Genomic DNA, 25,585 nt, shown 5'->3' on the forward strand with positions numbered 1-25,585 from the left:
ATATATGAAATATGATCTGGTTTCTCTGCTGTCCAGTATGTTAAATAATGTAGGTCTTTCTAATGTTATTGATGAGGATTTAAGTAACCATTCGACAATATCTTTGAATATGAAAGATGATATTCCAACCATCCATATTCGAAATGAGGATGATAAAGTATGGGTATGGGCGAAACTCTGTGACTATAATCCTTCAGCTCTGGCATATTCAAGTTCAAACATATTCCCAATTATGTTTAATTATAATGAAGATGTATTCTACTGTGGGCAACCTTGTTTGTATCCTGTTGAAGGTAATCTTGAGCTACGAGCACAAGTTCAGGAACAACATTTAGAATCACCAGAGTCATTCCTCGCATTTTTAGATCATTATCTGACCGTCTTACAGGACTATCGGATGGTACTCGTTTAAATAAAGGAATCGACCATGGCTGAACATTGTTTTGTTCATCTTGCACATCCTTTGAGAATCCAGGGTAGTGTAATAGAAGCACATTTGCCCGGTACAAAAATTGGTGAAATCTGCGAAATACAACGTTCTATTATTGAACCTGAGGTTATCGGAATTGCGCAAGTTATTGGTTTTAACAGGGAGTATACCTTACTAAGTTTGCTTAATGATAATCAGGGGTTTTCAAGGGACAATGTATTATTGCCTACGGGAAAGCCTTTTTGCATTAATGTCAGTGATTCCTTGGCAGGAACTATTCTTGATTCTACAGGTAATATTTGTGGTTATCTTGATGATGGCCGGACGAAATTTTGTAAAAATGAGGTCAATCTTGAAGTCACAGGTTTACCAAGAGATTTTACACAGCGAAAACCGATCGTAACTCCCCTGATAACAGGCGTCAGGGCAATTGATGCATTACTTGCATGTGGTCAAGGTCAGAGAATAGGTATTTTTGCGGCAGCTGGCTGTGGTAAGACATCACTAATGAATATGATAATTGAGCATTCAGAGGCTGATATCTATGTTATTGGTTTAATTGGTGAACGTGGACGTGAAGTTACTGAGTTTGTTGAAGAACTGCGTCAGTCTTCGCGTCGTTCACAGGTTATTCTGGTATATGCGACATCTGATCGTTCATGTGTGGAGCGTTGTAATGCAGCACAGGTTGCTTCAACTATCGCTGAATATTTCAGTGAACAAGGTAAGAGTGTCTTGCTCTTTATTGACTCTATAACTCGTTATGCTCGTGCATTACGTGATGTTGCTCTGAGCATGGGTGAATTGCCAGCCCGGCGTGGATACCCAGCATCCGTTTTTGAAGCCTTACCCAAATTACTCGAGCGGCCTGGCCGTTTTCATCATGGGTCTATTACCGCTTTTTATACTGTACTGATAGAAAACGAAGAGGAGGCCGATGTCATTGGTGATGAAGTGCGTTCAATTCTGGATGGACATATTTATTTAAGTCAAAAACTTGCAGCTCAAGGACATTACCCTGCAATTGATATCCTGAAAAGTATTAGCCGTGTCTTTCAAAAAGTGACTGAAAAAAAACATCAGCAAAATGCGTTACGTTTTCGTGACTTTTTGATAAAACAAAAAGAAATGCAGCTCTATATTGATCTTGGTGAATATCGGCGAGGAGAGAATCTACAGAATGACTTAGCTTTTGACCGTAAAATAGATATGGAATCCTTTCTTAAACAAGATATGAAAGAAAATACTGATATTCAGTCATGCATGGATCGTTTTTATGAATGTATGGCAAAATGAAAAAAATTTCATTTTATTACTTGAACGTAAAAAGGAAATTTTGCTATCACATATCATTCAGATAGAAAGTAAGTTATTAACGATTGAGAAAGAGATCAAGGACTACCAGGAAGAACAAGCTTATATCAATCAGCAGATTAAGTTATTGACACCATCAGGAATATTAGCGAGGGCAGATATTTATAGAGGGATAAGACGCCAGGGGGCTCTTCTCGCACATCTCCAAATAGTCTCTCATAAAATCACACAATTAGAAGAAGAAAAAATTAGGTATCAGGATGGACTAAAAGAATCGAACATTGTAATGAGTCAATTAAATAAACGAAATTATAAAATGACGAAATACCTACAGCGATTAAAAAGAATTGAAAATCGACGGCGCGATAATAATTCTGAAAATGAAATACAGGAACAGGCTGTTTATGATAGAAAAAAACTATGAACTTACATCAACTGTTGAAGTGAATCCAGATGCATCATTGGATATGAACAGTCTTGTGAAAAATATTAAAAAAAGAAATAAAGAGAAAACTATGTCTCACGGAGAAAATATAAGCAATTGCATATTTAATTTTTTCCCGGAGTTATACGGCAAAAGAAAAAATACTGATAACCAGATACTTTCTACTCGTGTCGGTCATATTAATCATGGGCATTCTCAAAGCTCAATTTTTGGCATGGTTCTTAATAAAGAAAAAAAACAAGTTACAAATAGATCAGAGTCAATTTTGACTTACCATAGTCATGGAAATAATTATAACTTACCCGGAGAAGGTATTAATAAAAATGTAAGGTATTCAGATACATCAGCGCTTGATAATGATGCGGGAAGTAAAACTCAGGATAATGACATTAATAAAAGTCAGCCATTAGTCATTCAACCAAAACAAGAGATATTGTCTCAACATGTAGATTCTCGCCAGCATGAAATAAAATCGCGTTCTGAAATATCATCAATTGTGGAGCGAATACATCAATTAACCGCCAATAGTTTGATTGAAAATACGAGAACTCAGCGACAAGCTCTCAATATCAATTATCAGTTTTCACGCTGGTCTGGTGATCATTCAGTGAAAGTACATATTCCAGTCCATTCACATCGAGCAGATAATCTGACCCTGCAGCCTTCAGACATACGCGCTGCAGATATGTTATCCAGGCAAATAGGGAATCTCAATGGATATGTGACAGAAGTATTACAGCCACAATCTTACGATGAAGATGATGCTGAATGGCGTAAATTAGCCCAGAGATGGGAGGATGAACAGGAATGAACTTACGCCAGTATTTACGAGTGAGTAATCTTAAGCACTCAAGATTTAAGCATGTGCTCCACTGTAATCCTGGACGTGTGATTATTGAAACGCAGACCGATATTCGTTATCTGCAGCTAAAAATGATAGATGAATATAATCGACAAGTAACAGCTTTTTTCGATATAGACAGCTGGTTACATAGCATGGACAGTCACTTACCAGGTATACCATGGCAGCAAGTGCCATTGGGTTATCTTGCCAGCTGGCTGAATACGCTGCAACTGAGTTTTCTTGTTGAAGGAATACTATGGACCGTTGAGCATGTCTCCATGCTACAGCAACCGATCCCGAGTACATTAGTATCTCTTATCGCTGATCCTTGTACCATTCTATGTGCCGACTGGCCAGGGGAGTCAAATGATAGTTATGGTAACAGAATCCCACTATTTTGGTTGCCTCTGACGCTGAATTACGTATTGGGAACTAGCAAAATTCCGTTATCAGTACTTACCAAACTTATATCAGGTGACCTGTTATTAATAAAAAAACAGCAATGCTCGCTGGATATTGGCGGCAAAAAGCTATTCACTTTTAATTATCAAGGTAATGAGGGGATTATTGTGACACAATCGAACATTGTCAATGTACAGCCATCGCGTGGTGAAGAAGAACATTTATTAGACTGGACAAATCTGCCTGTTGATCTTGAATTTGTTCTGGACAGTCATGTAATAACTTTGGGGGATTTAAATAATATTACTGCCGGGAGTATGTTACCTGTAAGTACTGATGCAGAACAAAAAATAAAAATATATCTGAATAGAAAGTTCTTTGCTACAGGAGAACTTGTTGCTCTGGAAAGTGGTGGTTTAGCTGTAGAAATAAATCAAATAAACATGTCACCTGAAAATAAAACGAGCCATCCAGATGTTAAGTAACGATATTTCTTTGATTGCATTATTGTCATTTTTTACACTCCTGCCGTTTATTATTGCAGGAGGTACTTGTTTTATAAAATTCTCTATTGTCCTGGTCATGGTGAGAAATGCTTTAGGTATTCAACAAGTACCATCGACAATAACGCTAAATGGCGTCGCATTAATTATGACAGCGTTTGTGATGATGCCAGTATGTCAAAAGATATCCAGCTATGTTGAATCTAACCATATTGATTTCAATAATAGTTCATCTGTTACACAATTCTTCGAGCAAGGGCTTGGCGGCTATAGAGAATATTTAGTACAATATTCAGATCATGAGCTTATTAGGTTTTTCAATAAAGTTCAGCAGAATAAAAATCAAGAACAGGATATTATCGTAGAAGACCATGAGTTAAGTTCATTACCATTAATGACGTTAATGCCAGCCTATGCACTGAGCGAAATACAAAGTGCTTTTAAAATTGCTTTTTATCTATATGTTCCATTCGTAGTTATTGATATGGTAGTCTCAAGTATTCTATTAGCTTTAGGCATGATGATGATGAGTCCCGTAACAATATCGATACCAATAAAGTTAATTTTATTTGTTACCATGAACGGATGGAGTATTTTAACTAAAGGACTGATCACACAGTACGCTGATCTGATGACAACATGAATAATGTTTTATTTATAGGTAATTCAGCACTAATTATTGTATTAAAACTGACAGCGGTTCCGATTGCATTTGCGACCATCATTGGAATTATTGTTGGTTTATTTCAGACTGTTATGCAAATACAGGAACAAACCTTACCATTTGGATTAAAGATGTTGGCTGTTTTTGCCAGTATTTTTATGCTTATTGAATGGTTTTCTGCAGAAATGCTAAATTTTGCGACAATGGCTATGACTATGGCCTTCCGTTAAAAAGGGCTGTTTATGCAGTTTATCATTTACTATCTTAACTTTCAAAATGGTGTGCTTTTATTTGTAATGGCATATGCAAGAATCGCTATTGTCTTTTATATGTTACCTGTATTAGGTGAGAGAGTTCTGTCTGGATTAGTGATTAAAAATACGCTTATTACATTAACGATCATTGGACTTTGGCCATGTTCTCAATTAGTTATCTCACCAGAGCAGGGTTGGTTTATTTTGCTAGTACAGGAAGTTGTCGTTGGATTAATTCTTGCTATGACATTATGTGTGCCTTTCTGGATCGCTATCAATATCGGCGAATTATTAGATAATCAACGAGGTGCAACACTGAGTGATAGTATCGACCCTGTAAATGGTGGCCAGAGCTCCGTATTGTCAGGATTTATGAATTTTGCTTTTGGCGCAATATTTTTTGCCAGCGGAGGTATGCAATTATTACTGGAGTTAATGATGAAAAGTTACCAAGTTTTTCCACAAGGCAGTAATGTAATGAAAATTCACTGGCAAGAGTTAAGTTACTTGCTAATGGTCATAGCTAAAAATAGTATTATATTGGCTGCTCCAGTTCTGATGGTAATGCTTGTCGCCGAATTATTATTAGGTGTTTTTGCACGCTATTGTCCTCAGCTCAATCCATTCTCACTGTCATTAACAATTAAAAGTTTCATCGCATTTATCGTTTTTTTATTATATGGCTTTAGAGCCATGACTGAAAAGCCATGGCAGATATTTTCAAACTTGGCATTGCAAACATTTATCTCTTAAATGAAGTGATATTTAATGGCCGAAAAAACAGAAAAACCAACAGATAAACGCCGTAAAGACTCCGCTAAAAAAGGGAAAACATTTAAAAGTAAAGATTTGACTACTACTTTATGTTTAGTCTCAGGGGTTTATTTTATATCTCATTTACTTAGTTTTAAAGATTTTATCTCTTTGTATACTTTGCTAATGTTTCACAATTCTGAAATTAGGGTTAATGATTTTTTGCTAGAATTGATGTTTGTTTTTTTCAGAATTGTGTTGCCAGTGATAGTTATCTTGAGTGTCGTGGGTATTGCTATGACATTATTACAGACAAGGTTTTCTATTGCGACTGAAGCGATCAAGCTTAATTTTAAAGCGTTAAATCCTGTCGAAGGTGTGAAAAAAATATTCAGTATGCGAACTCTTAAAGAATTCGTAAAATCCATATGCTATTTAGTTGTATTTACACTGGTTTGCTACTTTTTAGTCAAAAATGATTTGAAGAAAGTATTGTCTGTTGTTCATGCCGGATTACATGAGCTCGTTTTTTTATGGGTATCTTTAGCATTTAAATCTGTAATGGTGTTTATAACTTTTTCATTGGTTATTTTGATTGCTGATTTTATTGTTGAATATTTTTTACATTTTAAAGATCTCAAAATGGATAAGCATGAGGTTAAACGAGAGCGAAAAGAAAATGATGGTAACCCAGAAATAAAAGGAGCAAGGCGAAGAATTCATCATGAAATTCTCTCAGGGGAAGAAATGTCAGCAATCAGAAATTCAGAAGTTGTCATGGCAAACCCAACTCATATCGCGATAGCCATCTATTTTAATCCAGAAGTCGCAATGTTGCCTTTTATTGCACTCCGTACTACTCATCAAAAAGCTAAAGCAGCAATAGCCTATGCTGAAAAGATCGGTGTTCCAGTCGTTCGAGATATTCCTCTGACCAGGCGAATTTATAAATCTTATCGACAATATAGTTTTATTTCTCTTGATGATGATGTTCTTATGAAAATTATGAATATTCTGATTTGGTTACGTCAGGTAGAAGTGGCTGGCATGGATATCTCACAAGAAACTGAAAATGAATTTACAGAAAACGATACAGGAGTGCAGTAGATAAAATTAGTCAGGATAGTGTAATGGATAAAAATAACTAGAACAGTGCGTTTTTTTTGTATTAATCATGTGAGGTAGTCAGTATGATTTTTTGTGTTCTTTACTGTCTGCATTCGAGTTAGTGAAATGTATTTCTGGAATTCTAAGTAAATAGTGTAAGAGGTAAGAATGAATAATGAAAAAATGCATGATATATCATGCGATATGGAAGAGCATTTTAATGATGATAATGAAATTGAACTTTATTCAGAAAATTTAATTGAAGCGATTCAGAACGGTGCGACTCTTAAAGATGTGAATGGCGTTTCCAATGAAACAATGAATGATGTCTATAAACTTGCTTATGATTTTTACCATCATGGTAAACTTAATGATGCAGAGTCGCTTTTCAGATTTCTTTGTATCTATGATTTTTATAATCCCGAATATGCAATGGGATTAGCGGCAGTTTATCAACTGAAAAAGGATTATCAAAAGGCCATTGATTTTTATGCATTAGCCTATTCGTTATCAAATAACGATTATCGACCTATGTTTTATGCAGGACAGTGTAATTTAATGCAGCGTCGTGCTGTACAGGCTCGTAAGTGCTTTGAAATTGTTGTTAACAAATGCAGTGATGAAACATTAAATCAGCGCGCCAGTACTTATCTCTTAGCGCTTGATGAGATAAATAGTGAAGAGATGGACAATAAATCACCAGAAGAAACAAATGAGGATATATAAATGAATATACATATTGATTCTTTGGATTGTATTGAAAATCGCCATCTTCTGAGTAATGTTGATCAACAACAATTAAAAAAACAGAGCGATCAGGCTAAACGCTTTGCTAATGGTGCGATAAAAGACCATCCACAATTAGATCTCGTCAAAGATGCTTTACAAGTCATACAACCAAAGCAACTTATGAGTGTACTTGAACATACTCGTAATGCGATAAATGGGCAGGGAGGGCGCATTGATTTAGTCCATCAAGATATGCCTTTACTGGTTAATCCAAATGATGAACCTGGCAGTTCTACGCTATGTACATCAGCTAGAATAATCGAATTGCAAGGGAAAATAGGTCAATTATCTACAGGTGCTTCGCTACAGGAACAGATTTCAAAACTTAAAAGCTATAATGCAACGATGGCCGGTGCTGAAAGCACCTATTCTGAGCTGGCAATTTCGCTGGAAACACAAGGTATGGAATGGGCTAATAACTCAGATGCTCTTCATACCGCTCAGAAAGAATCTAACAGGTTGGAAAATGATTCCAAAATGGCAGCATCTGATCTACAAAATGCTCAAGCCAAATTGGCTATGCTAGAAGCTGAAGCCGATAAACAATACCCAGTTTCTGCTGAATTAGCCCAAGAAATTAATGAGGCAAAAAAAACGGTTCTTATTGCTCAGGCTGCAGCTAATAAAGCTGAATTGGTATTTCATCAGCATACAGAAAATGTCTTAAACCCCGCTATCAAAGCTGAGTATACGTCAAGAGTTGCATTGAACAATACGCTAGAAAAGTCTCGCTCTCTTATAAACTCAATAGCACAAAATCAACATGCAGTGATAGAAAATCAGCGTAAGCAGAATAATGAAAAATCAAAAAGTTTACTTTTTCTTATTGCGTTAATGTCCAAGCTTATTGATATGAGTACCAGCAATGATCTTGAAGCTGCAGCTGAGCTTAAAAGTAAGTTATCAGAGGCCGCAGCTAAAGACGCAGCAAAAAAAGCACAGGAATATGAAGATAGTGTTCGTAAATCAGAAGAAATGCAAAAAGTGATGGGGTGCATTGGCAAAGTTTTAGGTTGGGTTATTACTGCTGTTAGTTTTGCTGCTGCTGCATTTACTGGTGGTGCTTCACTGGCATTTGCTGCAATAGGCCTGGCTTTAACTGTTGGTGATGAGATTAATCAGGCTGTTAATGGTTTTTCTTTTCTTTCTGAGGCCCTAAAACCGTTGATGGAAACAATTTTACAGCCCTTAATGGAGTTACTTAGTAAGGTTTATACTCAAGTTCTTGAAGCTTTTGGTCTTGATAAATCGACTGCTGAGATGATTGGTCAAATAATAGGAGCTATTGCGGCTGCCATTATCATGGTTGCTGCTGTCGCTTTCGCGGGTAATATGGCGGGTAAGCTTTCAGACGCAGTGATGAAAAAATTAGGCTCTAAAGTCATGGATAAAGTCTTTAATAATGCCATGGGAGACTTGATTAAGCGTATGGGGCAAGGATTTGGACGCTCTTTTAGTATGCAGGAAAAGAGCATGGCACGTGTGACTAATTATACTGATAAAGGGCTCACCGGGGTCTCTGCAGCTAATAATGTGATACAGACAACAGGAAATATCATTACTGCGGATATGAAAGTTGATGCGGCAAAAATTAAAGCCCAGCTTCTGGAAACTGCTGCGGTACAGAATCTTCTAAATGAAATGTTTAATCATATCGTTGAAGTCGCTAAATCCCGTATAGATTCTACAAGTGAAATAGTTAAGAATATTTCACTAATTGCTGATAGTAGAATGCAGGCAGGGAAATATATAACAAGAAGGATGAGTGTTGTAGCCGGGTAAACTTCCATTCTATATCAATAAAGGAATATTCATTATGAATAATATAACTATGTTAGATAGTAATCTCTATGCTATTAAACCGGCACATGCAGGGCCATCCGGAAAAATAACTAACGGGAATGATATTGGGAAATCGAATAATGATATTGCCCAAGAGTTTTCAGCGCTAGCTATTCAGCCTGGAATGATAACATCTCTTATTCACGGGCAAAGTTTGATGGTACAGTTGGATACTCGGCCAACTCTTTCTGCCCCTCCGGCACGACAAGAAAAAATAAATGCAGAACAAGCCCAGAAACTAATGAAATTAACTACTGCTATGGATGGTAGTGATATTAATAAACTGGAACGTGCTGCTGCTTCTGCTGCAACGTTGTTTAATACACAACCTGGTTTATTACAGACGTTAAATCAGACAAATAATGCAAATAAATCACTGCAAACCAGTACCTCTTCGTTAAATTCAGCAATTCCTGCTGTTAGTACTAAACAAGTCGTTGAGGGGGGAACCGATATTACCTCCGTTGATGCTACAGGCCACCAGTTTATCAATGTCATGGGTGATTTAAAAATGATGGCGCTGAATAATCAGCTCATTCAAACGCTGACGAAGCAAGAAGCTGAGTCAGCTAAGTCTTCCGCACAATCTAGCCTGCGAACTGTTGAAGCGGCTAATCGTGCAGGAAACAAGGGTATTGAAGCCGAGAAGCAGCGTATGACAGGTGCTATTACTTCTGGGGCTGCCGGTATTGTTGGGCAAGGAGTGACCGCTACAAGGACGATGAAGGCCTTGAATAATGAATCAAAATCTATAAACAATAATCTTTCTAAAGCTATTACAATTGAAAGAAAACAAGGAACGCATCAAGCAGCGACAACTGGTGCAGCGGATAACCTACTGCATAAGGGGCAAACATTAAATGAATCAGCTTCTGGTCTTATTGGGGCTGGAGTGCCGCTGAGTACGGGTTTAAGTGGTACCGCCCGTAACCAGCATAATCAAGTGCAGATCAAGACTAACCATACACGTGCTGGCTCTGACTATGGCAACACGATTGTTCATTCTGGCCAAAAAATGGTCGAAGGTGGATTTAATGTTAGTGCCGCGGGAGAGACTAAAGAAGCCGAAATGGCCCGTGCCGATCAAACAGTAAATAACGAAATTGCAAATACCCATCAGCAAACATCGCGAAAGGCTGCAGAAACTAAATCAGCTTTAAATCAATTCTTCGAAAATACGCTGAGTAACAATAATAGTGCTGCATCATCTGTCGCAGATCGTATGCGTTAATCTCCAACTATTAAGCCAGATTAATGTCTGGCTTTGTACCATAAGGAGTGTTAAATGAATCCTGAACTAAACAATGCACACCGAAACTCAATGCCGTTACCAGATATTATAACCAGCCATGTAGCATCATTACCTGATGTAGTTACAGTGCATAATGATCTATCGTCATTAGAGGGAGCCTCGGCACTGAATGATCATACATCCCTTTCTAAAAATGAAATCAATAAATTATGTAACGATGTAGTTGGAGAACTATTAAGATATGATACTGATCGCATCAATAAAATAGCTGATTTATTTGACAGGAGTGGCTGGAAAAATATTAGGCCCGGAAATCCTGACCATGATATACAAAGTATGATAGATAATCTTTCTGCTATACAGAGCTATATTATTAAGGGAAGCAATAATGCTGATTATATGAAAGGTCTATTTTATGCGCGCAGTGAACAGTTAAGCCGTATTCATGATAAAATACGTAATCAGTTACTGTATCAAAAATACTCAGTAGCACAATTACAACCAATGATGAATCGAGGTCAAGCCCAACAAAGCGATGAAGCTAGCTATTCTCAGCAGCAGAGAGGGGATAATAGAGGAGGTGAGCAGATAACTACGGGAACCAGCTATTCTGAGATTTGGCGTAGGCTTGCCATGGCTATTGGGGAGATAAAAACAGATTATGTCGATTTCTATGCTGACCTGATGCAAAGTTATACAGAAATGTATGAATCTTTTAATGAAAACGTTCAAAAAGCATCAGCAAATGCAGTAACAGCAGGAGATGATGGCAATAATGTGACATTTGACAAAGACATCATGCAGGCAGGATATGATTCTTTCCAGAAGGATGTCGACAAGCTGAATAAAGAGCTTGGCAGTGTTAAGGGCTGGAGCAGTATGACCAATGACTCCAAAATTAGCATGAAGACAACGCTTGAGCCTGCCTTTAAAATTGATGACGCTGGAAATATTACATTCAATATGGATCAATATAATTCTGTATCAGGTACTTATCCCGCGGGTATAAATAATAGTAAGGTCTCAACAGCTAGCTACCAAGCCTGGCTGGCAAGCTTTAATGCTGCTGGGAATGCTTTTCAGAGTAATATGCAGTCATTTGCCCAAAGATATAGCCAGGCTAATAATACATTCGATAACATTAATAAAGTATTGAGTGGGGCTATAAGTGCTTTAGGTGATAGTGCCAGGGATGTGCTTAAATCGTTGAGCTAGTGAGTTATTACACTGTATAGAAATACATTCACCCTCATTTTATCATTTATTATGCAAATGTTTTTATAGTAATTATCCAATTGATAATATAAAGGGTTATTTAGAGTCGGTAACTAACCAAAGAGGAATCTATGTACAATAGTATAAGTTCTGAAAATATATCAAATACACAGATTCTGGCACATGCACAATCATATCATCAACCACTCGCGGGCAATACTAATGGTCAAACTGGGGGAAATGATTTTTTATCTCCTGGCCTCAGTCACACAGATACGACGAGCATCCAAAATCATTGTTGTTGCACTCTGCCTGCAAACCGATTATTACTTGATAATATAAAAAATATTTCTGGTAACCATCCCGAGAATCTAATAATTAATAATACAGTAGCCAGGCCACTGACTTCACTCAATCAGTGTGATGTCGCTCCCAGAAGATTGAATCTATCAACGACTTTCACGGATCTAAATAACAGCGATCCTCTTCAGGCTTTTATCTTAAATCCTGCCGTTGGGGGGAAGGGGAGTGATTTATTTGAGGCTATAGCATGTAAAGATCTTCCAGACTCAATCCGCAATTTAGAATTAGATTGGAAAAATAAACAAATTAGAAACATACTGGGCATTCTGTCCAGAGAGCTTCATTCTGAAGACCGGGAAAGATTTTATAAAATCTGTAGCGGTTTTAAAGCAGTAGAAGATGATTATAAAATGGAGGGTATTGTTGCTCGTGATCTCTCTTTTCTATTGAATAAATACGGCAAGCAGGCACTTTACCGGCAAGTCGAACTTTTTACTGAGTGCTGCCGAAAAACATGGTATTACCATACACCAGGGCATCTGGGGAATACTGGTGATGATGATATTTTTTCCCCTGGGGCTGAAGCTTGTTATGTAATTATATATAAATTAATTAATGAACTAACGAACCCTAAGCAAGAATGGGCGGGAATTGTCTGTGATGGGTTATACTTTAAGGATACATGTAGCGCTTTAGGTGCGACTATAAAAATAGATCCTAATACACAACTCTCTGTAGCATCCCTTAATAATACATTCGAAAGGATTTTTCCAAAAACAGAAAATGTATTATTGCATTCTTTTGAAAATGATGATGCTGTAAGTATTTCTTCTTCTGGGGGGATACTGAAAAATATTATGAATATATTTTGCTGTAATGTGTAATGATGATTATGAAAAGACACAATGTTAATATGGCTGTGCATGATATCGTACGTCATATAAATTGATTATGTTTATGCCTTTCAGGAGGTGATGTTCATATATCATATGAAATATGTTAATTTAATCTCCGAGCTGGGTTTTTATATTTAATACCATCGTATGGTATGGTTTAAAAATATCTAAAATCAATCATTAATGACTGGCAGGAGCATGTTATCATGCAAAATGGCATATATTCTGGTAGTATATCAAGCAGTTCAGTAGAAACTGACTACTGTAATAACTCATATGCTGAAGAACACTATAATAATTTAATAGCAGGTTTTGTCCGTAATATCATGGGGGGTAATTCTGTACCTGTTTCCAGTAGTATGGCTGGAGCAATATCAATAGCGAGCACCAGCCATACGCAATTGGTTCCGTTCAAGCTGACTTTAGGGAAGATTATTGGGAATTCGGATGATGAGGATCCTTATCAGGGTTTTGTTATGAATCCATACAATAGAGCTAAAGCAGAAGGACTTTATGTTGCTATAGCCTGTAAGGATCTACCCATTTATTTTCGAGAATTGCAATTTGATTGGCGTTCAGCACAAGTACAGAATTTGCTTGGTATGCTTTGCAAAGATATTCTTCCTGAGGATAAAAAAAAATTTAATAAGATTTGTCTGGCATTTAAAAAGTCAACCGATAACAGATATGAACAGATGGCTTTTACATCAGATATATCGTACTTATTGCATAAGTATGGAAGAAAGGCGCTTTATAGACACGTGGAAGCTTATACAGAGTGTTGTCGTAAAGCATGGCATCACTATAACCAGGGAGAAGTGAAAAAACCAGACGATAGAGATATATTCACCGCTGACGCGGAAAAATGTTATAAAAAACTGTTTCACCCTATTAATGAGTTAACGAAACCTAAGCAGGAGTGGATGGAAATAATCGCTAATGGTATTTATTTTAGAGATTATTGCTCCGGATTGGCTGCGGCAATTAAAATTCGAACAAATCCATTACGACCAGCGTTACCAGTAACTGAGAAGTTTGACAATATTTTTTATAATGTAATTCACGATCCTGAACCTTCATATCAAGCAGGTGAAAATATTAATAGGACAAATGTGCAGTCTGTTTTGCAAAATCTTGTTAATGTATTTACCACAGTACGAAAAAACAAATAAAATATATGCGGGATAAAAATGTCAACTATAATGTCAGCTAATAGAAACAATGTTTCTACTCTTTTAAATAGACCTCTGGCTATCAACAAACAAAGCAAGACCTCATCGAGTCATTTTTCTTCTTCAATTGATAATGTCGATACACTCAATGCAGCAAATGAGTTCAAGAAATTATCCGGGCAGACCAGTATTGCATATAACCTTTTTAATAGTATGGCAGCGGAAGGGCTACCTGATTCGGTTAGGTCTACTGGACAAGGCTGGGAAGCTGAAGCAGTGAAGGGGTTATTGGGCATTATCTATAAAGATGCTAAACCAGAAGATCAAGATAAGTTTGATCGAGTCTTTCGGGAGTTTGAAAAAGTACATACGCATTTTGAAAATGATAATAAAGTGGCCAAAGAACTGAGTTATCTCTTTGCTAAATATGGCAAAGCTGCTTTTGAAAAACATGTCTCCGATTATATACAGCATTGTCGTATCGCCTGGAGTTATCATCACAATGTGCATGAAGCTTCTGTCACTGATGATGATATTTTTACCCCCAGTGCAATGGCATGCATGGAGGTTATTGATAAACAAATTAAAGAGCTAACTGAGTCCGGGCAAACATGGACGTCTCTTATATGCTCTGGAACGTATTTTAAAGACAGTTGTGCAGCATTATCAAAGACATTAAGGTTTCATGACTATGTTGCCAAATCCCCCCTTGCAGGCCCGACATTGCCGGATAATCTCCAGAGTGGAACGCCAGACTTATCTGGAAGCGATATGCCACGTTCGAAGACGACTGAGATATTTCCACCGGCAGGTAGTGGGCAGGCTCCTGTCATCATAAATAATACTGCTTATGGTGGTAATGGTAACTCGATGGTAACTGGTCAGTCTGGTGAGCCTCATGCCGCATCCCTCATGGACTACGGTATTGCTTTGTTAAACACCTCAGCCGAGCAATTAACGCCAGAGCAGAGAACCCAGCTATCCAAGCAGTTTATGGATCTGCTCTGGGGACGAATTCAAAATGGTGGGCAGGATAAATTTTCTGAGTATATTATGAATGTTGAACCTCTACAGGCATATACGCATAAATTAGAACCAATTGTTGCAATGCAGGCTGGTGAGTCATTCATATCATTACCAGAGCCTCAATTTGCAACAGAACATACTGCTATTTCAAAACCATCAATGATGGATGGTCATTCACAGAGGGAAACTGTCAATCTTCTATCAGAGCGTGTGAGAATAGATTCACCTGCAAGAGCCGATGATACGAGTGTATTGAATAAAATTCAGTATAATCAGAGAATAAATACTGTGGATGGCTTTTTCTCTACACCGGACATATTAAATGATGGTGGGAAAACGTTACACAATGCGGCCAAAGATGTTGCCCGGGCTTTATCCGATTTGATTGATACTGATGGCCTCTTAACCAAGAATAATGCTCTATCTTCTGTACAGAGAGAGCAAGTTAATTTTGACAATCAATCGATTCAAGTTCCTGTAAGTAGCCGTGGAAAAGTGCAAGCGCTTGTTAAAAAGTTTGAACAACTGAATGCTCAACAGGGAGAAAATATTCAGCACTTCTCTAGTGGAAAATATTCAGAAACCACCAGGCGTTTCTCAGAAACGAAAATATCAGTACCAGCGTCTACCTCTGATGAAGGTGTTCAGCTACGGCGGAAAGTAAGCAGTAAAATTAAAACGGTAGCGCAACAAAAACCGCTATATACAACAAACAGAACAATCGATCCATTTAGTCGACATTCGGCACAAATACAGGAAAAAGTAAATCTTTCTGAGTCAACTAAAGATATTGATGAATTGCAAATAGTTGATAATTTGGTGACTGGTGTATGAACAACGAAGAAGCTTTATCTGTTATAAAGAATATCATTTTTGAAGTTAATGGTACGCCTGTTAATGATATAAACCCGAATGATAGCCTGATTACGAAACTTGCCATGGATTCTGTGGAGCTCATTGAGTTTCTTATTCGTTTGGAAGAATTTGGAGTAAAAATAAGTGAATCTCAATTAACAGATGCTTTAACTGTAGAGCGAATTTCACAGATGATTGTAAAATAAGAACACTTTAGACCTATGGACTAGGGAACGTATTTTTTAAAGAGCATGACCACTAAGAAAAGGATATCTATTATGCATGGTGTATTTACAGCGGGTTACAATAACAATCAAAACCTGATGAAACTGGGGACTCATTTAGTCAATGAGAGTATTAAAACAACTGATTCGATAGTTAATAAAATTAAAAGTGGTTTTCTTTCACTGCTAAAATCAGTATCAAATTCATTTAAGTGTCTGGTTAAATTGTTTTCTTTTTCAAAAGGATCAAACCATTTTAATCATGACCCAAAATCCAATATTCACTTCGAGTCAGTGCCATCAGTAGCGATTGAAGAAAAGGATACGAAAATATATGAAGATAACGTTTCTCGCACATCTCGGCAGGCAGAATTTCATAAGTTAAAGACAGAGATGCATGCTCAGTTAGGTGCTATGTTTAAGCAGCGCGCTCATGCTTAATCAAAATTAACACAACTGAAGGCCAATTAACGTTGGCCTTTTTAAAATAGTCACGAAATGGACGTGTAACACATCATGGACGTTATAATTCTTATCTTAACGATAGGTCTGTTAAAATGAGAAAATTATGCGTGAGTGTACATCTTTCTGAAACATCACCAAGCGCAACATGGGAGGTATGACTATGTCATTATTGCAATGGCAAAAACGATTTGAACAATATTTACAAGAACATTGGTGTCATGATGACAGTGCTCATGATATTGCTCATTTGCAGCGTGTCTGGAAGACCGCACAACACCTAATGAGCAACACGAATGCTAATGGTTTAGTTGTTATAGCTGCATGTTATTTTCATGATATTGTTAATTTACCTAAGGATAGCCCTAACCGTAAGCAGGCATCCAGTCTTGCTGCGGAAGAGGCTATACGTATTCTGGGCACCTTTTTCCCCGACTTCCCTGATGAATATTATGCAGACGTTGCTCATGCGGTTCGTGCGCACAGTTTTAGTGCTGGTATCGTGCCGGAAACACTGGAAGCAAAAATAGTCCAGGATGCAGATAGACTGGAGTCATTGGGGGCTATAGGTTTGGCTCGTGTATTTTATGTGTCCGGGGCACTTGGCAGGCCTCTGTTTGACAGTGCAGATCCTTTAGCTGAAAACAGAGCACTTGATGATAGCCTGTATGCTTTGGACCATTTCCAGAATAAACTTCTGAAGTTACCCGCGACGATGCAAACTGAAGCGGGTAAGTCCCTGGCTGAATATAATGCCCATTACTTGGTGCAGTTTATGGCTAAGTTATGTGCGGAATTATCAGGGGATTATTTAAGTACAGATGAAAAAGTACTCCAGCGATTCTCTTAGTATTGTAGCGGTGTTTAGCTTACTGGTGGGCATATGGCAGATGTACATAGCAAAGAAATACGAAGTAAAAATATGCGTGCTATCGCTACCAGGCATACTGCTATTGAAATCCAGCTGGCGAGACTTCTGACTGAATCAGGTATTCAATTTCATGATCAAGATACCTCACTTGCAGGCACGCCCGATTTTGTCATTGATGCTCAAAAGTGTATTATTTTTACACATGGGTGTTTTTGGCATCATCATGAGTGCCATCTGTTCAGAATGCCAAATACTCACCGGGAATTTTGGTTAAAAAAAATAGCCCAAAACGTGAATCGTGACCGAAGAAATATCAATATCTTGCTAGCCTCTGGCTGGAGAGTCTTAGTCGTTTGGGAGTGCGCTTTACGCGGTAAGAAAAAATTGACTGATCTGGCGTTAGTTGAACGTTTGGAAGAGTGGGTTTTCTCTGGTGTATGCCATGCCCAGATAGACACATCTGGCATACACCAAATAAAGTAACAGAAACTATGTATACCGCTATTCGGAAATCTGCACTGGGGTAGCTGAATTATTCATCGGGAACAAATATTTTCCTAGCGTCACCAGAACCACTGCAAAGATAATTATCCCTAATGCCAGCCACTCAGTAAGTGACAGGTTTTCACCACCGAACCCCGTACCTAATAAAACGGCAACAACCGGGTTAACATAGGCATAGCTGGTAGCAATTGCTGGCGAGACATTGCGAATGAGATACATATAAGCGCTGATTGCAATAATGGAACCAAAAACAATCAAATAGGCGACGGCTAACAAACCTGCAGTACTTGGCATCGAGGTCAGTTTTTCCCCTGTGAGTAGGGCTGCTATAAGGAGAACAAGACCGGCAGCGAGCATTTCAATAGCACCTGCCATCAATCCTTTTGGTAATTCAATTCGAGAACCATAAACAGACCCGAATGCCCAGCTAATGGAACCCATTAGGATCAGCAAGGCGCCCCAAGGGTTACCATTCAAATTGCCACCGCTATTAAGCAAGACAATGCCGGCAAGACCAATAGCGATCCCAAGCCATTCTAGTTTCCGAGTTTTAATACCAAAAAAGCGGCTAAAGCAAAGAGTGAATAATGGAACTGTGGCGACCATGACCGCCGCAATACCAGAGGGTACATGCTGATGTTCAGCAACAGTGACAAAACCATTACCAACTGCCAGTAATAAAACACCGATCAGAGCGGCATTTAACAGAGGGCGCAGTGGTGGCAATTTATGCCCTCTTAGCAACAGCACCGTCATTAAAATTATCCCGGCGCAGATGAATCTGATCCCTGCCATAAGTAGAGGTGGCCAGCTTTGTACACCAACCGCAATGGCGAAGTATGTGGAGCCCCAAATGATGTACAGAGTAAAAAGTGCCGCAATCAGGGGTAAAAATTGAGCAGAGCGCAGGTGCATACACCCTCGTGATGATTCATTTATTGCCAGTTAGTAAACGCTAAAAGGATAGAGATAGCGAGCATTTTAGTTGTTATTTTATTGTTAATTTATGTTGACAAAAGAGATCCGGCTTGCGTAACAGACTGCTTTAGATGGCTTTTAAGATGAGGTAAAAGTAAAGATATATCAGCGTAAATCGTGAATCCGTCATGCCACTGACAGGGCTGACAACAGAAACAGGATTGTTGCGCGAAGCGAACAAAAGCTTATATTTTCTGTCTTGCGACGAAAATTTTAAACAAAGGGTAAGAAAATATATTCTTCAGATGAGTTATGCCCTCTGTTCAGAATCGAGATTTCATTTAACATTTTGATTTTTAACATTTTAAACTAATTTTCTCTCATAAAATAAATGATAATAATTCTCATTTTAGTGAAAAATATCCTTGTGTTCAGGAAGAATAACGATAAGGTGAAGCTGTACTAGATTTTCTAGTGTAATGATTTCAATTGTTTCTTGTTATTGTATATTTGCCCGGCTTTACAGTCGGGTTTTTTTATACTCAGGTTTCGCCTGAACCACCATTTTTATGACTCTTTTTATGCAAAGATAGTGTGCTTTTGTTTCCCCAAATGTATCCAGTGATAGTGGATCTTAATGATACCAATAATGATTTTTACTTCTGTCCTTCATGAGGGCTGGCTTAACAAACAGGCAAGCTGATACCATGGCCAGGCAGGCTTATTATCCTGTTAAATCGTATCTGCATAGCAGGCACAACAGTGGGGAAAATATGAAAATTAATGATCGTGTAACGGTAAAGACGGATGGAGGCCCACGTCGTTCGGGGACCGTCATGGCTATCGAGCCGTTTAATGAAGGAACTATGTATCTGGTCTCACTTGAAGATTATCCGTTAGGCGTATGGTTCTTTAATGAAGAAGGGCACCCTGATGGTATTTTTGTTGAAAAGGGAGAGTAGTACGCTAAACAGAATCCCCCTTTCTTATGGGGGGAATTACCGTCATGCAGTACTTTTACGGACGACAGCCCTGCATTTTCAATGGCAGTAAATATTGTGGCTGTGATTTTCTTATTTTGAGTTTTCCGTCATCTATAAGAATATTTAACAGCTCTATTCGGAATGTAAATGCTATCCGGGAATGTATTCACTGTTGACAATAGTGTGACTAAGTGCTTAAACCCGTACCCGTACGATAGTTTTTTTGAAAGGGGGCATAACCTTTGTAAAAATGCTTATTTATTTTGCAAATAGTGAGTGAAAAATATACGGCATGGTTTTTTATGTTTTCACATATGGGTATGTGAAAAAACGCAAATGACAGCCATGACAAACATACTGCCCACTTCACCTTAACAGCATCTATTCACTACGCTTTGTTCAACTTAACTATTTTTTCATAGTTAGCATTAAATGATTCAGCGAATTGTATATTATTTATTATGGATTGTCTGAGTGATGACGAAGGGCAGTATGTTTGCTAAAAACCAGAGTTGAGATTAACAGAAATTGACAACGATACCATTAGTCACATTATCGGTCAGTCGTGTCACATGAAAAATAACCTTTTTATTATGCGTTTTTATTTTTCGTTTTATGTTTCCTTTATGGGAAGAAACTGTTTTAGGCTTAACTTTCATTTGTTCTGATATTTTCATTGTATCCTGTCCAGCCATCCATAGCTTGAGTATACTGTATTCTGTGCGGCTGAGGGTTAGCAGCGGTAGATTAATATCGGTAACGCATTGCATATTCCTTTTGAGGTAACCTTCCAGAATCCTGTCCAGGAACTCTGGTTTAATCGATTTTGAGCTGATTAATAAATTATTTTTTACTCGCAGGTAGGCTCCAAAACTTGCGTTAGCAATTGCCATAAAAACCAGAAAGAGGGTTTTTGCATGTAAGTTAATGGTATTTTTCATTTGATAACTGTGTTCTTCATTATGGATGAAGCAGTCTTCATTAATAAATACGACATGTGGTTCTAATGCCTGGCAGATATCTGCCAGTTCTGCTGCTGTTCTTGCAGTGGAAACATTATTGATATTTATTCCACGACTGACTAAGTAAGAGGTAAGCCCCAGCTTGGTATAACTACACGAGTCCATGATGACAGTTGACATAACAACCCCAATTCAATATTACTTATTATTGCTATAAACCAACACACTGTATTTTCTGAATGAAATTATAAATGTGAGTATGGTGTAATATACGATATACATCCTGTGGTGAAATTTACTCTTCGCCCTTACGTTTGATTAGTAAAAAGTGAAAACACTATTCTGTAAAGCAGATTGTGTTTTTTCAGGAGTTTTCGCAGCAAACACCTATCAAAAAAAGAGAAAACTTGCAGGGGGGACTTTAGATAAAATGATATTTATAAGTTACTTTTAAACGCCAATGAGTATTAAGTGGAACCTTTATGCGGGGTTTGATCATTTAAGGTGCCGGAAGTTCTCTCACTATATTGGCTAAAAGATCAAATACGGTACTGAATAAGTGTTCGACGAAAGGGGCAATCAACGGCATCATCGCCGCAAAAACCAGCATGCCAACGGCCAGCGTAACGGGAAAACCGATAACAAAAACAGACAGTTGTGGTGACATACGGTTTAGCATACCAAGCGCGATATTCAGGGTAAGCAACAGCGTTATCATGGGCAATGCGAGCATCAGACCATTAATAAAGATTAAACCAGCAGAGCGAGTCAGTGTCATAAAGGCCTGGCTATTGATTGCCATTTCACTGACGGGCAGAGTATGGAAAGTATCAACCAATAAAGAGATCAGCCACAGATGGCCATTGAATGTCAAAAATAGCAGTAATGCCAGCAAATCAAGAAACCTGGCCAGAACCGGCATATTCAGGCGACTGCCCGGGTCGAAGAAAGTCGCAAAGGAAAGTCCCATCTGGAGACCGACAATTTCACCCGCTGTACGTACTGCGGCGAAGGCGAACTGCATTGTAAAACCCAATGCAACACCGATTAATATTTGCAGCAGGGCTACCCAGAAACCACTGGCGGAGAAAATAGTGATCTGTGTTGCGGGCAGAGATGGGGTGATAATCACAGTAATGATAATTCCTAAAGCGACTTTGACGCGCTTAGGGATGCTACGCTCGCTGAGAATCGGTGCTGTCATTATTAAGGCCAGTACACGGAGTAGCGGCCAAAAGTAGTCATTTAACCAGGTTAGCCACTGGTTACTGTCTATCTGTATCATCCAATGATGTAGGGCAAATTAGTCAGTAGCGTACGCATATAATCAAGCAACAGATTTAGCATCCATGGTCCTGCAATAACGATGGTGGTAAATACAGCCAGAATTTTTGGAATAAATGACAGTGTCATTTCGTTTATTTGGGTTGCTGCCTGCAATAAACTGATGACGAGCCCACTGATTAATGCAACTAATAACAACGGTGCTGCCAGGGCCAGGGCAACGGTCATTGCTTCTGTGCCCATCATCATTACCGATTCTGGTGTCATGTTATTTCCCCCTAACTATAAAAACTTTGCGCTAAAGAGCCGACCAGCAGCTGCCAGCCATCCACCAGTACAAAAAGCATTAACTTAAACGGTAACGCAATGGTTGCCGGAGGCACCATCATCATGCCCAGAGACATAAGAACACTGGCGATAACCAGGTCGATAATTAAAAATGGAATAAATACAGTAAAACCTATCTGGAATGCGGTTTTTAATTCACTGGTGACATAGGCCGGTAACAGAATTCGCATTGGCACTGCTTCCGGGCCTTGCAAGGGGCCGGTATTAGCCAGTCGGGCAAAGAGCGCTAAGTCGGCTTCCCGCGTTTGCCGTAACATAAATTCACGCAGAGGTTGTGAACCGTTATCCAGCGCGGTTTCCAGACTGATTTTATCTTCACTGAAGGGTTTATAGGCGTCACTATAAATTTTATCAAACACGGGTGACATGATGAAAAAAGTGAGAAATAGCGACAGGCCGATTAGCACTTGGTTTGGTGGTGCGGATGGGGTACCTAATGCATTGCGGAGTAAACCAAATACGATGATTATCCGCGTGAAGCTGGTCATCATCAGTAAGATGGCTGGAATAAAAGTTAATGAGGTAATAAATACCAGTGTTTGTACCGGTAATGACCAGCTTTGACCACCATTTGCTAAGGGATGGCTAATCAGGCCGGGTAATTGGGCAAATGAAGCCGCAGGCATTATCAGGAGTAACAAAGTTAATGTGCGTATTAATCCCGATATCATTACGCTTTCCCATTCCGCTTTAGCAAGTTTTTCATCATATTCTGGAAGTCGGCACTGCTGTTTTTCGACGAAGGTGGCTCATTTAATGGCCCGGGGGGCAGGGTATGAAGGTGTGTTATTTGTGATGTGGTGACACCGAGAACTAATCGGGCATCCTCAATATCAACAATAACAACCCGTTCCCGTGGCCCCAGATTGACACTTGCCGAGACCTGCAAGGTTTTTTTACCGGAGGTATTAACGCCAGTAAAACCAAAGCGCCTGGCAATCCAGGCCACCAATAAAATCAATATGACGATCCCCCCCAGGGCGGCACTCACCGAAATTAACGGGGAGTCGGTATGAGTGGGAACGGAAGGCACAATTGACTGGGTTTTCATTTAACGGCTCAGGCGACGCATACGCTCTGAAGGTGTGATAATGTCAGTAATACGCACACCGTATTTGTCTGCCACCACCACGACTTCCCCTTGCGCGATTAAATACCCATTAATCAGTATATCCAGGGGTTCCCCTGCCAGGCCATCCAGGGCAACAACAGAACCCTGCGTCAGGCGTAACAGCTCTTTAATTGTCATACGGGTACGGCCTAGCTCTACAGTAAGCTTGACCGGAATATCCATGATCAAGTCAATATCTTGCAGGTTGCCGGCGACACTGCTGTCCTCCAGAGCACGAAAAACATTGTCAGTAGTGCTACTACTCTTACTGGCGACTTTTTGTTCGTTCAAAGCATCAGCCCACAGGTCGTCCGCTGATTCAGTGTGTTCATTGGACGGTTGATTAATGTCACTCATTTGGGCTGTTCCTCGTTCAGCGAATTCAATATCGGGTTGATCAAGTGTTCAACACGCAGGGCATACTGACCATTCATCGTACCGTACTGGCTTGTCAGTACGGGCACGCCATCCACATGCGCAATAATGCGTTCAGGTTTATCGATGGGTAACACATCACCGGGTTTCAGTTTGAGTATTTGCGATAAACGCAACGGGATGTCGGCAAAGTTGGCAATCAATTCCAGTTCGGAGTGTTGAACCTGACGTACAAGAGTATCCCGCCAACTCTGGTCTTCCTGACGGGAGTTTTCCAGCGGTGGATTAACCAACAGTTCCCGCAGGGGTTCAATCATGCTGAATGGCAGACAAATATTAAACTCACCAGTCAGATTACCAATTTCCACATGGAAAGGGGTATTGACCACAATGTCATTCGGTGAGGTTGTAATATTGGTGAACTTTACTTGCATTTCTGAACGGACATACTCGATATCCAGCGGATAAATCGCTTTCCATGCGTCACTGTAGGACTCCAGCGCCAGTTTCAGCATGCGGTTAATGACCCGCTGCTCCGTATGGGTAAACTCACGGCCTTCAACTTTTGTAGGAAAACGACCATCGCCACCAAATAAGTTATCGACAGCAATAAACACAAGGCTTGGGGAAAACACAAATAACCCCGTGCCACGCAGCGGCTTAAGATGGATCAGATTCAGGTTTGTTGGTACCGGAAGGTTACGGGCAAACTCCAGATACGGCTGGATACGAATCGCACCCACAGTGATATCCGGGCTGCGGCGCAGCAAGTTAAATAACCCCATGCGAAACTGACGAGCAAAACGTTCGTTAATAATTTCCAGGGCCTGTAGCCGCTCACGAATAACACGACGCTGTGTATTCGGATCATAGGGCCGAATATTGGAGTCGCTAACCGGCCCCGCCAGTGGTATTTCGTTGCTGTCGCTGTCGCCATTTAACAGCGCATCAATTTCGGCTTGGGAAAGAATACTGTCGCCCATAACGTTACCGCAAAATAAAGGCGGTATACAGCACGTCGCTGACTACCTGTGGATTGTTCCCAGCCACCAGTGGGGTTGCCAGAGTTGTTTTTATCGCATTAATCAATTTCAGTTTCCCGTCTTCGCTTGCCAGTACATTGGCATTTTGACGCGAAAATAGCAGTAATAAACGACTGCGAACTTCGGGTAAGAACTGGCTCAGGCGCTGGCGTGTTGCTTCATCTGGCAGCCGTAAAGTTACCCCAATATACAAAACACGATCAGCGTCTCCCAGATTGACGGTGAAAGTATCCAGCGCATAAAAAATGGGTGCGGCAGGGGGGAGTGGTTTCTGTACTTGTTCCCCTGAGGCCTCTTGTTGCAACCGCCAATAGCTATAGCCCGCGCTCGCGCAGGCAGCAAGGGTAATCAGAACCAATAACGGCATCCATATAGTGCGAAGGCGGCCTTTTTTTGACGCGGTATCAGTCATTGAACGCTTTATTCCTGTATCG

30 protein-coding genes are annotated in these 25,585 nt (G+C 39.4%); 21 read left to right on the forward strand and 9 right to left on the reverse strand.

Annotation, left to right across the window (positions count from 1 at the left end):
* Positions 1-4: 4 nt before the first annotated feature.
* The 20 genes from JK154_RS00850 (at position 5) to vsr (ending at position 18,106) form a co-directional block, all read left to right on the forward strand.
* Positions 5-412, forward strand: coding sequence for a hypothetical protein (locus tag JK154_RS00850; RefSeq protein ID WP_211990594.1), 408 nt, complete (start codon positions 5-7; stop codon positions 410-412).
* A 15-nt stretch (positions 413-427) separates the two neighbouring features.
* Positions 428-1,726 (forward strand): type III secretion system ATPase SctN, encoded by a 1,299-nt coding sequence (gene sctN, locus JK154_RS00855; RefSeq protein WP_211990595.1) that lies wholly within the window; start codon positions 428-430, stop codon positions 1,724-1,726.
* The gene (locus JK154_RS00860) at positions 1,707-2,168 is read left to right on the forward strand and encodes a type III secretion system protein (RefSeq protein WP_211990596.1); all 462 of its coding nucleotides are present in this window, start codon (positions 1,707-1,709) and stop codon (positions 2,166-2,168) included. Before sctN ends, JK154_RS00860 begins: the two co-directional genes overlap by 20 nt.
* The gene (locus JK154_RS00865) at positions 2,149-3,000 is read left to right on the forward strand and encodes a hypothetical protein (RefSeq protein ID WP_211990597.1); all 852 of its coding nucleotides are present in this window, start codon (positions 2,149-2,151) and stop codon (positions 2,998-3,000) included. The genes JK154_RS00860 and JK154_RS00865 overlap by 20 nt, the downstream gene beginning before the upstream one ends.
* A complete protein-coding gene (locus JK154_RS00870) occupies positions 2,997-3,920 on the forward strand; it encodes a FliM/FliN family flagellar motor switch protein (RefSeq protein WP_211990598.1) in 924 nt (307 codons plus the stop codon). Before JK154_RS00865 ends, JK154_RS00870 begins: the two co-directional genes overlap by 4 nt.
* Positions 3,910-4,581, forward strand: a complete 672-nt coding sequence (locus JK154_RS00875) for an EscR/YscR/HrcR family type III secretion system export apparatus protein (protein ID WP_211990599.1) — start codon at positions 3,910-3,912, stop codon at positions 4,579-4,581. The genes JK154_RS00870 and JK154_RS00875 overlap by 11 nt, the downstream gene beginning before the upstream one ends.
* Positions 4,578-4,832 (forward strand): type III secretion system export apparatus subunit SctS, encoded by a 255-nt coding sequence (gene sctS / locus JK154_RS00880; RefSeq protein WP_211990600.1) that lies wholly within the window; start codon positions 4,578-4,580, stop codon positions 4,830-4,832. Before JK154_RS00875 ends, sctS begins: the two co-directional genes overlap by 4 nt.
* Before the next feature lie 12 nt (positions 4,833-4,844).
* Positions 4,845-5,609, forward strand: coding sequence for a type III secretion system export apparatus subunit SctT (sctT, locus tag JK154_RS00885; protein WP_211990601.1), 765 nt, complete (start codon positions 4,845-4,847; stop codon positions 5,607-5,609).
* A 15-nt stretch (positions 5,610-5,624) separates the two neighbouring features.
* Complete coding sequence (locus JK154_RS00890) at positions 5,625-6,716, forward strand: EscU/YscU/HrcU family type III secretion system export apparatus switch protein (protein WP_211990602.1); 1,092 nt, start codon at positions 5,625-5,627, stop codon at positions 6,714-6,716.
* 168 nt (positions 6,717-6,884) lie between these two features.
* Complete coding sequence (gene sicA, locus JK154_RS00895; RefSeq protein ID WP_211990603.1) at positions 6,885-7,442, forward strand: type III secretion system translocator chaperone SicA; 558 nt, start codon at positions 6,885-6,887, stop codon at positions 7,440-7,442.
* On the forward strand, positions 7,443-9,287 hold the full coding sequence (gene sctE / locus JK154_RS00900) for a type III secretion system translocon subunit SctE (protein WP_211990604.1): 1,845 nt from the start codon (positions 7,443-7,445) through the stop codon (positions 9,285-9,287). It begins immediately after the preceding gene.
* Between the two features lie 34 nt (positions 9,288-9,321).
* Positions 9,322-10,578: a type III secretion system protein gene (locus JK154_RS00905; RefSeq protein WP_211990605.1), complete on the forward strand. Its 1,257-nt coding sequence runs from the start codon at positions 9,322-9,324 to the stop codon at positions 10,576-10,578.
* 54 nt (positions 10,579-10,632) lie between these two features.
* On the forward strand, positions 10,633-11,814 hold the full coding sequence (locus tag JK154_RS00910) for an IpaD/SipD/SspD family type III secretion system needle tip protein (protein ID WP_249215704.1): 1,182 nt from the start codon (positions 10,633-10,635) through the stop codon (positions 11,812-11,814).
* A 131-nt stretch (positions 11,815-11,945) separates the two neighbouring features.
* Positions 11,946-13,001 (forward strand): hypothetical protein, encoded by a 1,056-nt coding sequence (locus JK154_RS00915; protein ID WP_211990606.1) that lies wholly within the window; start codon positions 11,946-11,948, stop codon positions 12,999-13,001.
* Positions 13,002-13,219: 218 nt separating this feature from the next.
* On the forward strand, positions 13,220-14,185 hold the full coding sequence (locus JK154_RS00920; protein ID WP_211990607.1) for a hypothetical protein: 966 nt from the start codon (positions 13,220-13,222) through the stop codon (positions 14,183-14,185).
* Between the two features lie 18 nt (positions 14,186-14,203).
* On the forward strand, positions 14,204-16,045 hold the full coding sequence (locus tag JK154_RS00925; RefSeq protein WP_211990608.1) for a hypothetical protein: 1,842 nt from the start codon (positions 14,204-14,206) through the stop codon (positions 16,043-16,045).
* On the forward strand, positions 16,042-16,272 hold the full coding sequence (locus JK154_RS00930) for an acyl carrier protein (protein WP_211990609.1): 231 nt from the start codon (positions 16,042-16,044) through the stop codon (positions 16,270-16,272). The genes JK154_RS00925 and JK154_RS00930 overlap by 4 nt, the downstream gene beginning before the upstream one ends.
* A gap of 72 nt (positions 16,273-16,344) precedes the next feature.
* A complete protein-coding gene (locus JK154_RS00935; protein WP_211990610.1) occupies positions 16,345-16,731 on the forward strand; it encodes a hypothetical protein in 387 nt (128 codons plus the stop codon).
* A gap of 184 nt (positions 16,732-16,915) precedes the next feature.
* Positions 16,916-17,602, forward strand: a complete 687-nt coding sequence (locus JK154_RS00940) for a phosphohydrolase (protein WP_211990611.1) — start codon at positions 16,916-16,918, stop codon at positions 17,600-17,602.
* A 33-nt stretch (positions 17,603-17,635) separates the two neighbouring features.
* On the forward strand, positions 17,636-18,106 hold the full coding sequence (vsr, locus tag JK154_RS00945) for a DNA mismatch endonuclease Vsr (protein WP_211990612.1): 471 nt from the start codon (positions 17,636-17,638) through the stop codon (positions 18,104-18,106).
* Between the two features lie 18 nt (positions 18,107-18,124).
* Here vsr and yedA read toward each other — a convergent pair whose 3' ends face one another.
* Positions 18,125-19,036, reverse strand: a complete 912-nt coding sequence (gene yedA / locus JK154_RS00950) for a drug/metabolite exporter YedA (protein ID WP_211990928.1) — start codon at positions 19,034-19,036, stop codon at positions 18,125-18,127.
* Positions 19,037-19,818: 782 nt separating this feature from the next.
* Between yedA and dsrB the strand changes: the two genes are divergently transcribed.
* Positions 19,819-20,007 (forward strand): protein DsrB, encoded by a 189-nt coding sequence (gene dsrB / locus JK154_RS00955; protein WP_211990613.1) that lies wholly within the window; start codon positions 19,819-19,821, stop codon positions 20,005-20,007.
* Between the two features lie 539 nt (positions 20,008-20,546).
* Here the strand turns inward: dsrB and rcsA are convergent.
* From rcsA to fliL, 8 genes are all read right to left on the reverse strand, one after another.
* Complete coding sequence (rcsA, locus tag JK154_RS00960; protein WP_211990614.1) at positions 20,547-21,170, reverse strand: transcriptional regulator RcsA; 624 nt, start codon at positions 21,168-21,170, stop codon at positions 20,547-20,549.
* 319 nt (positions 21,171-21,489) lie between these two features.
* Positions 21,490-22,275: a flagellar biosynthetic protein FliR gene (gene fliR, locus JK154_RS00965; RefSeq protein WP_211990615.1), complete on the reverse strand. Its 786-nt coding sequence runs from the start codon at positions 22,273-22,275 to the stop codon at positions 21,490-21,492.
* Positions 22,272-22,541: a flagellar biosynthesis protein FliQ gene (fliQ, locus tag JK154_RS00970; protein ID WP_211990616.1), complete on the reverse strand. Its 270-nt coding sequence runs from the start codon at positions 22,539-22,541 to the stop codon at positions 22,272-22,274. The genes fliR and fliQ overlap by 4 nt, the downstream gene beginning before the upstream one ends.
* A gap of 11 nt (positions 22,542-22,552) precedes the next feature.
* Positions 22,553-23,293, reverse strand: a complete 741-nt coding sequence (gene fliP / locus JK154_RS00975) for a flagellar type III secretion system pore protein FliP (protein ID WP_211990617.1) — start codon at positions 23,291-23,293, stop codon at positions 22,553-22,555.
* Positions 23,293-23,673, reverse strand: coding sequence for a flagellar biosynthetic protein FliO (gene fliO / locus JK154_RS00980; protein WP_211990618.1), 381 nt, complete (start codon positions 23,671-23,673; stop codon positions 23,293-23,295). The genes fliP and fliO overlap by 1 nt, the downstream gene beginning before the upstream one ends.
* The gene (gene fliN, locus JK154_RS00985; RefSeq protein WP_211990619.1) at positions 23,674-24,090 is read right to left on the reverse strand and encodes a flagellar motor switch protein FliN; all 417 of its coding nucleotides are present in this window, start codon (positions 24,088-24,090) and stop codon (positions 23,674-23,676) included. It abuts the gene before it with no gap.
* The gene (fliM, locus tag JK154_RS00990) at positions 24,087-25,091 is read right to left on the reverse strand and encodes a flagellar motor switch protein FliM (protein WP_211990620.1); all 1,005 of its coding nucleotides are present in this window, start codon (positions 25,089-25,091) and stop codon (positions 24,087-24,089) included. Before fliM ends, fliN begins: the two co-directional genes overlap by 4 nt.
* 4 nt (positions 25,092-25,095) lie before the next feature.
* Entirely contained in the window at positions 25,096-25,563 is a 468-nt protein-coding gene (gene fliL, locus JK154_RS00995; RefSeq protein ID WP_211990621.1) for a flagellar basal body-associated protein FliL, read from the reverse strand.
* Positions 25,564-25,585: the final 22 nt, after the last annotated feature.

Source organism: Citrobacter sp. JGM124, assembly GCF_018257795.1.
Taxonomy (GTDB): Bacteria; Pseudomonadota; Gammaproteobacteria; order Enterobacterales; family Enterobacteriaceae; genus JGM124.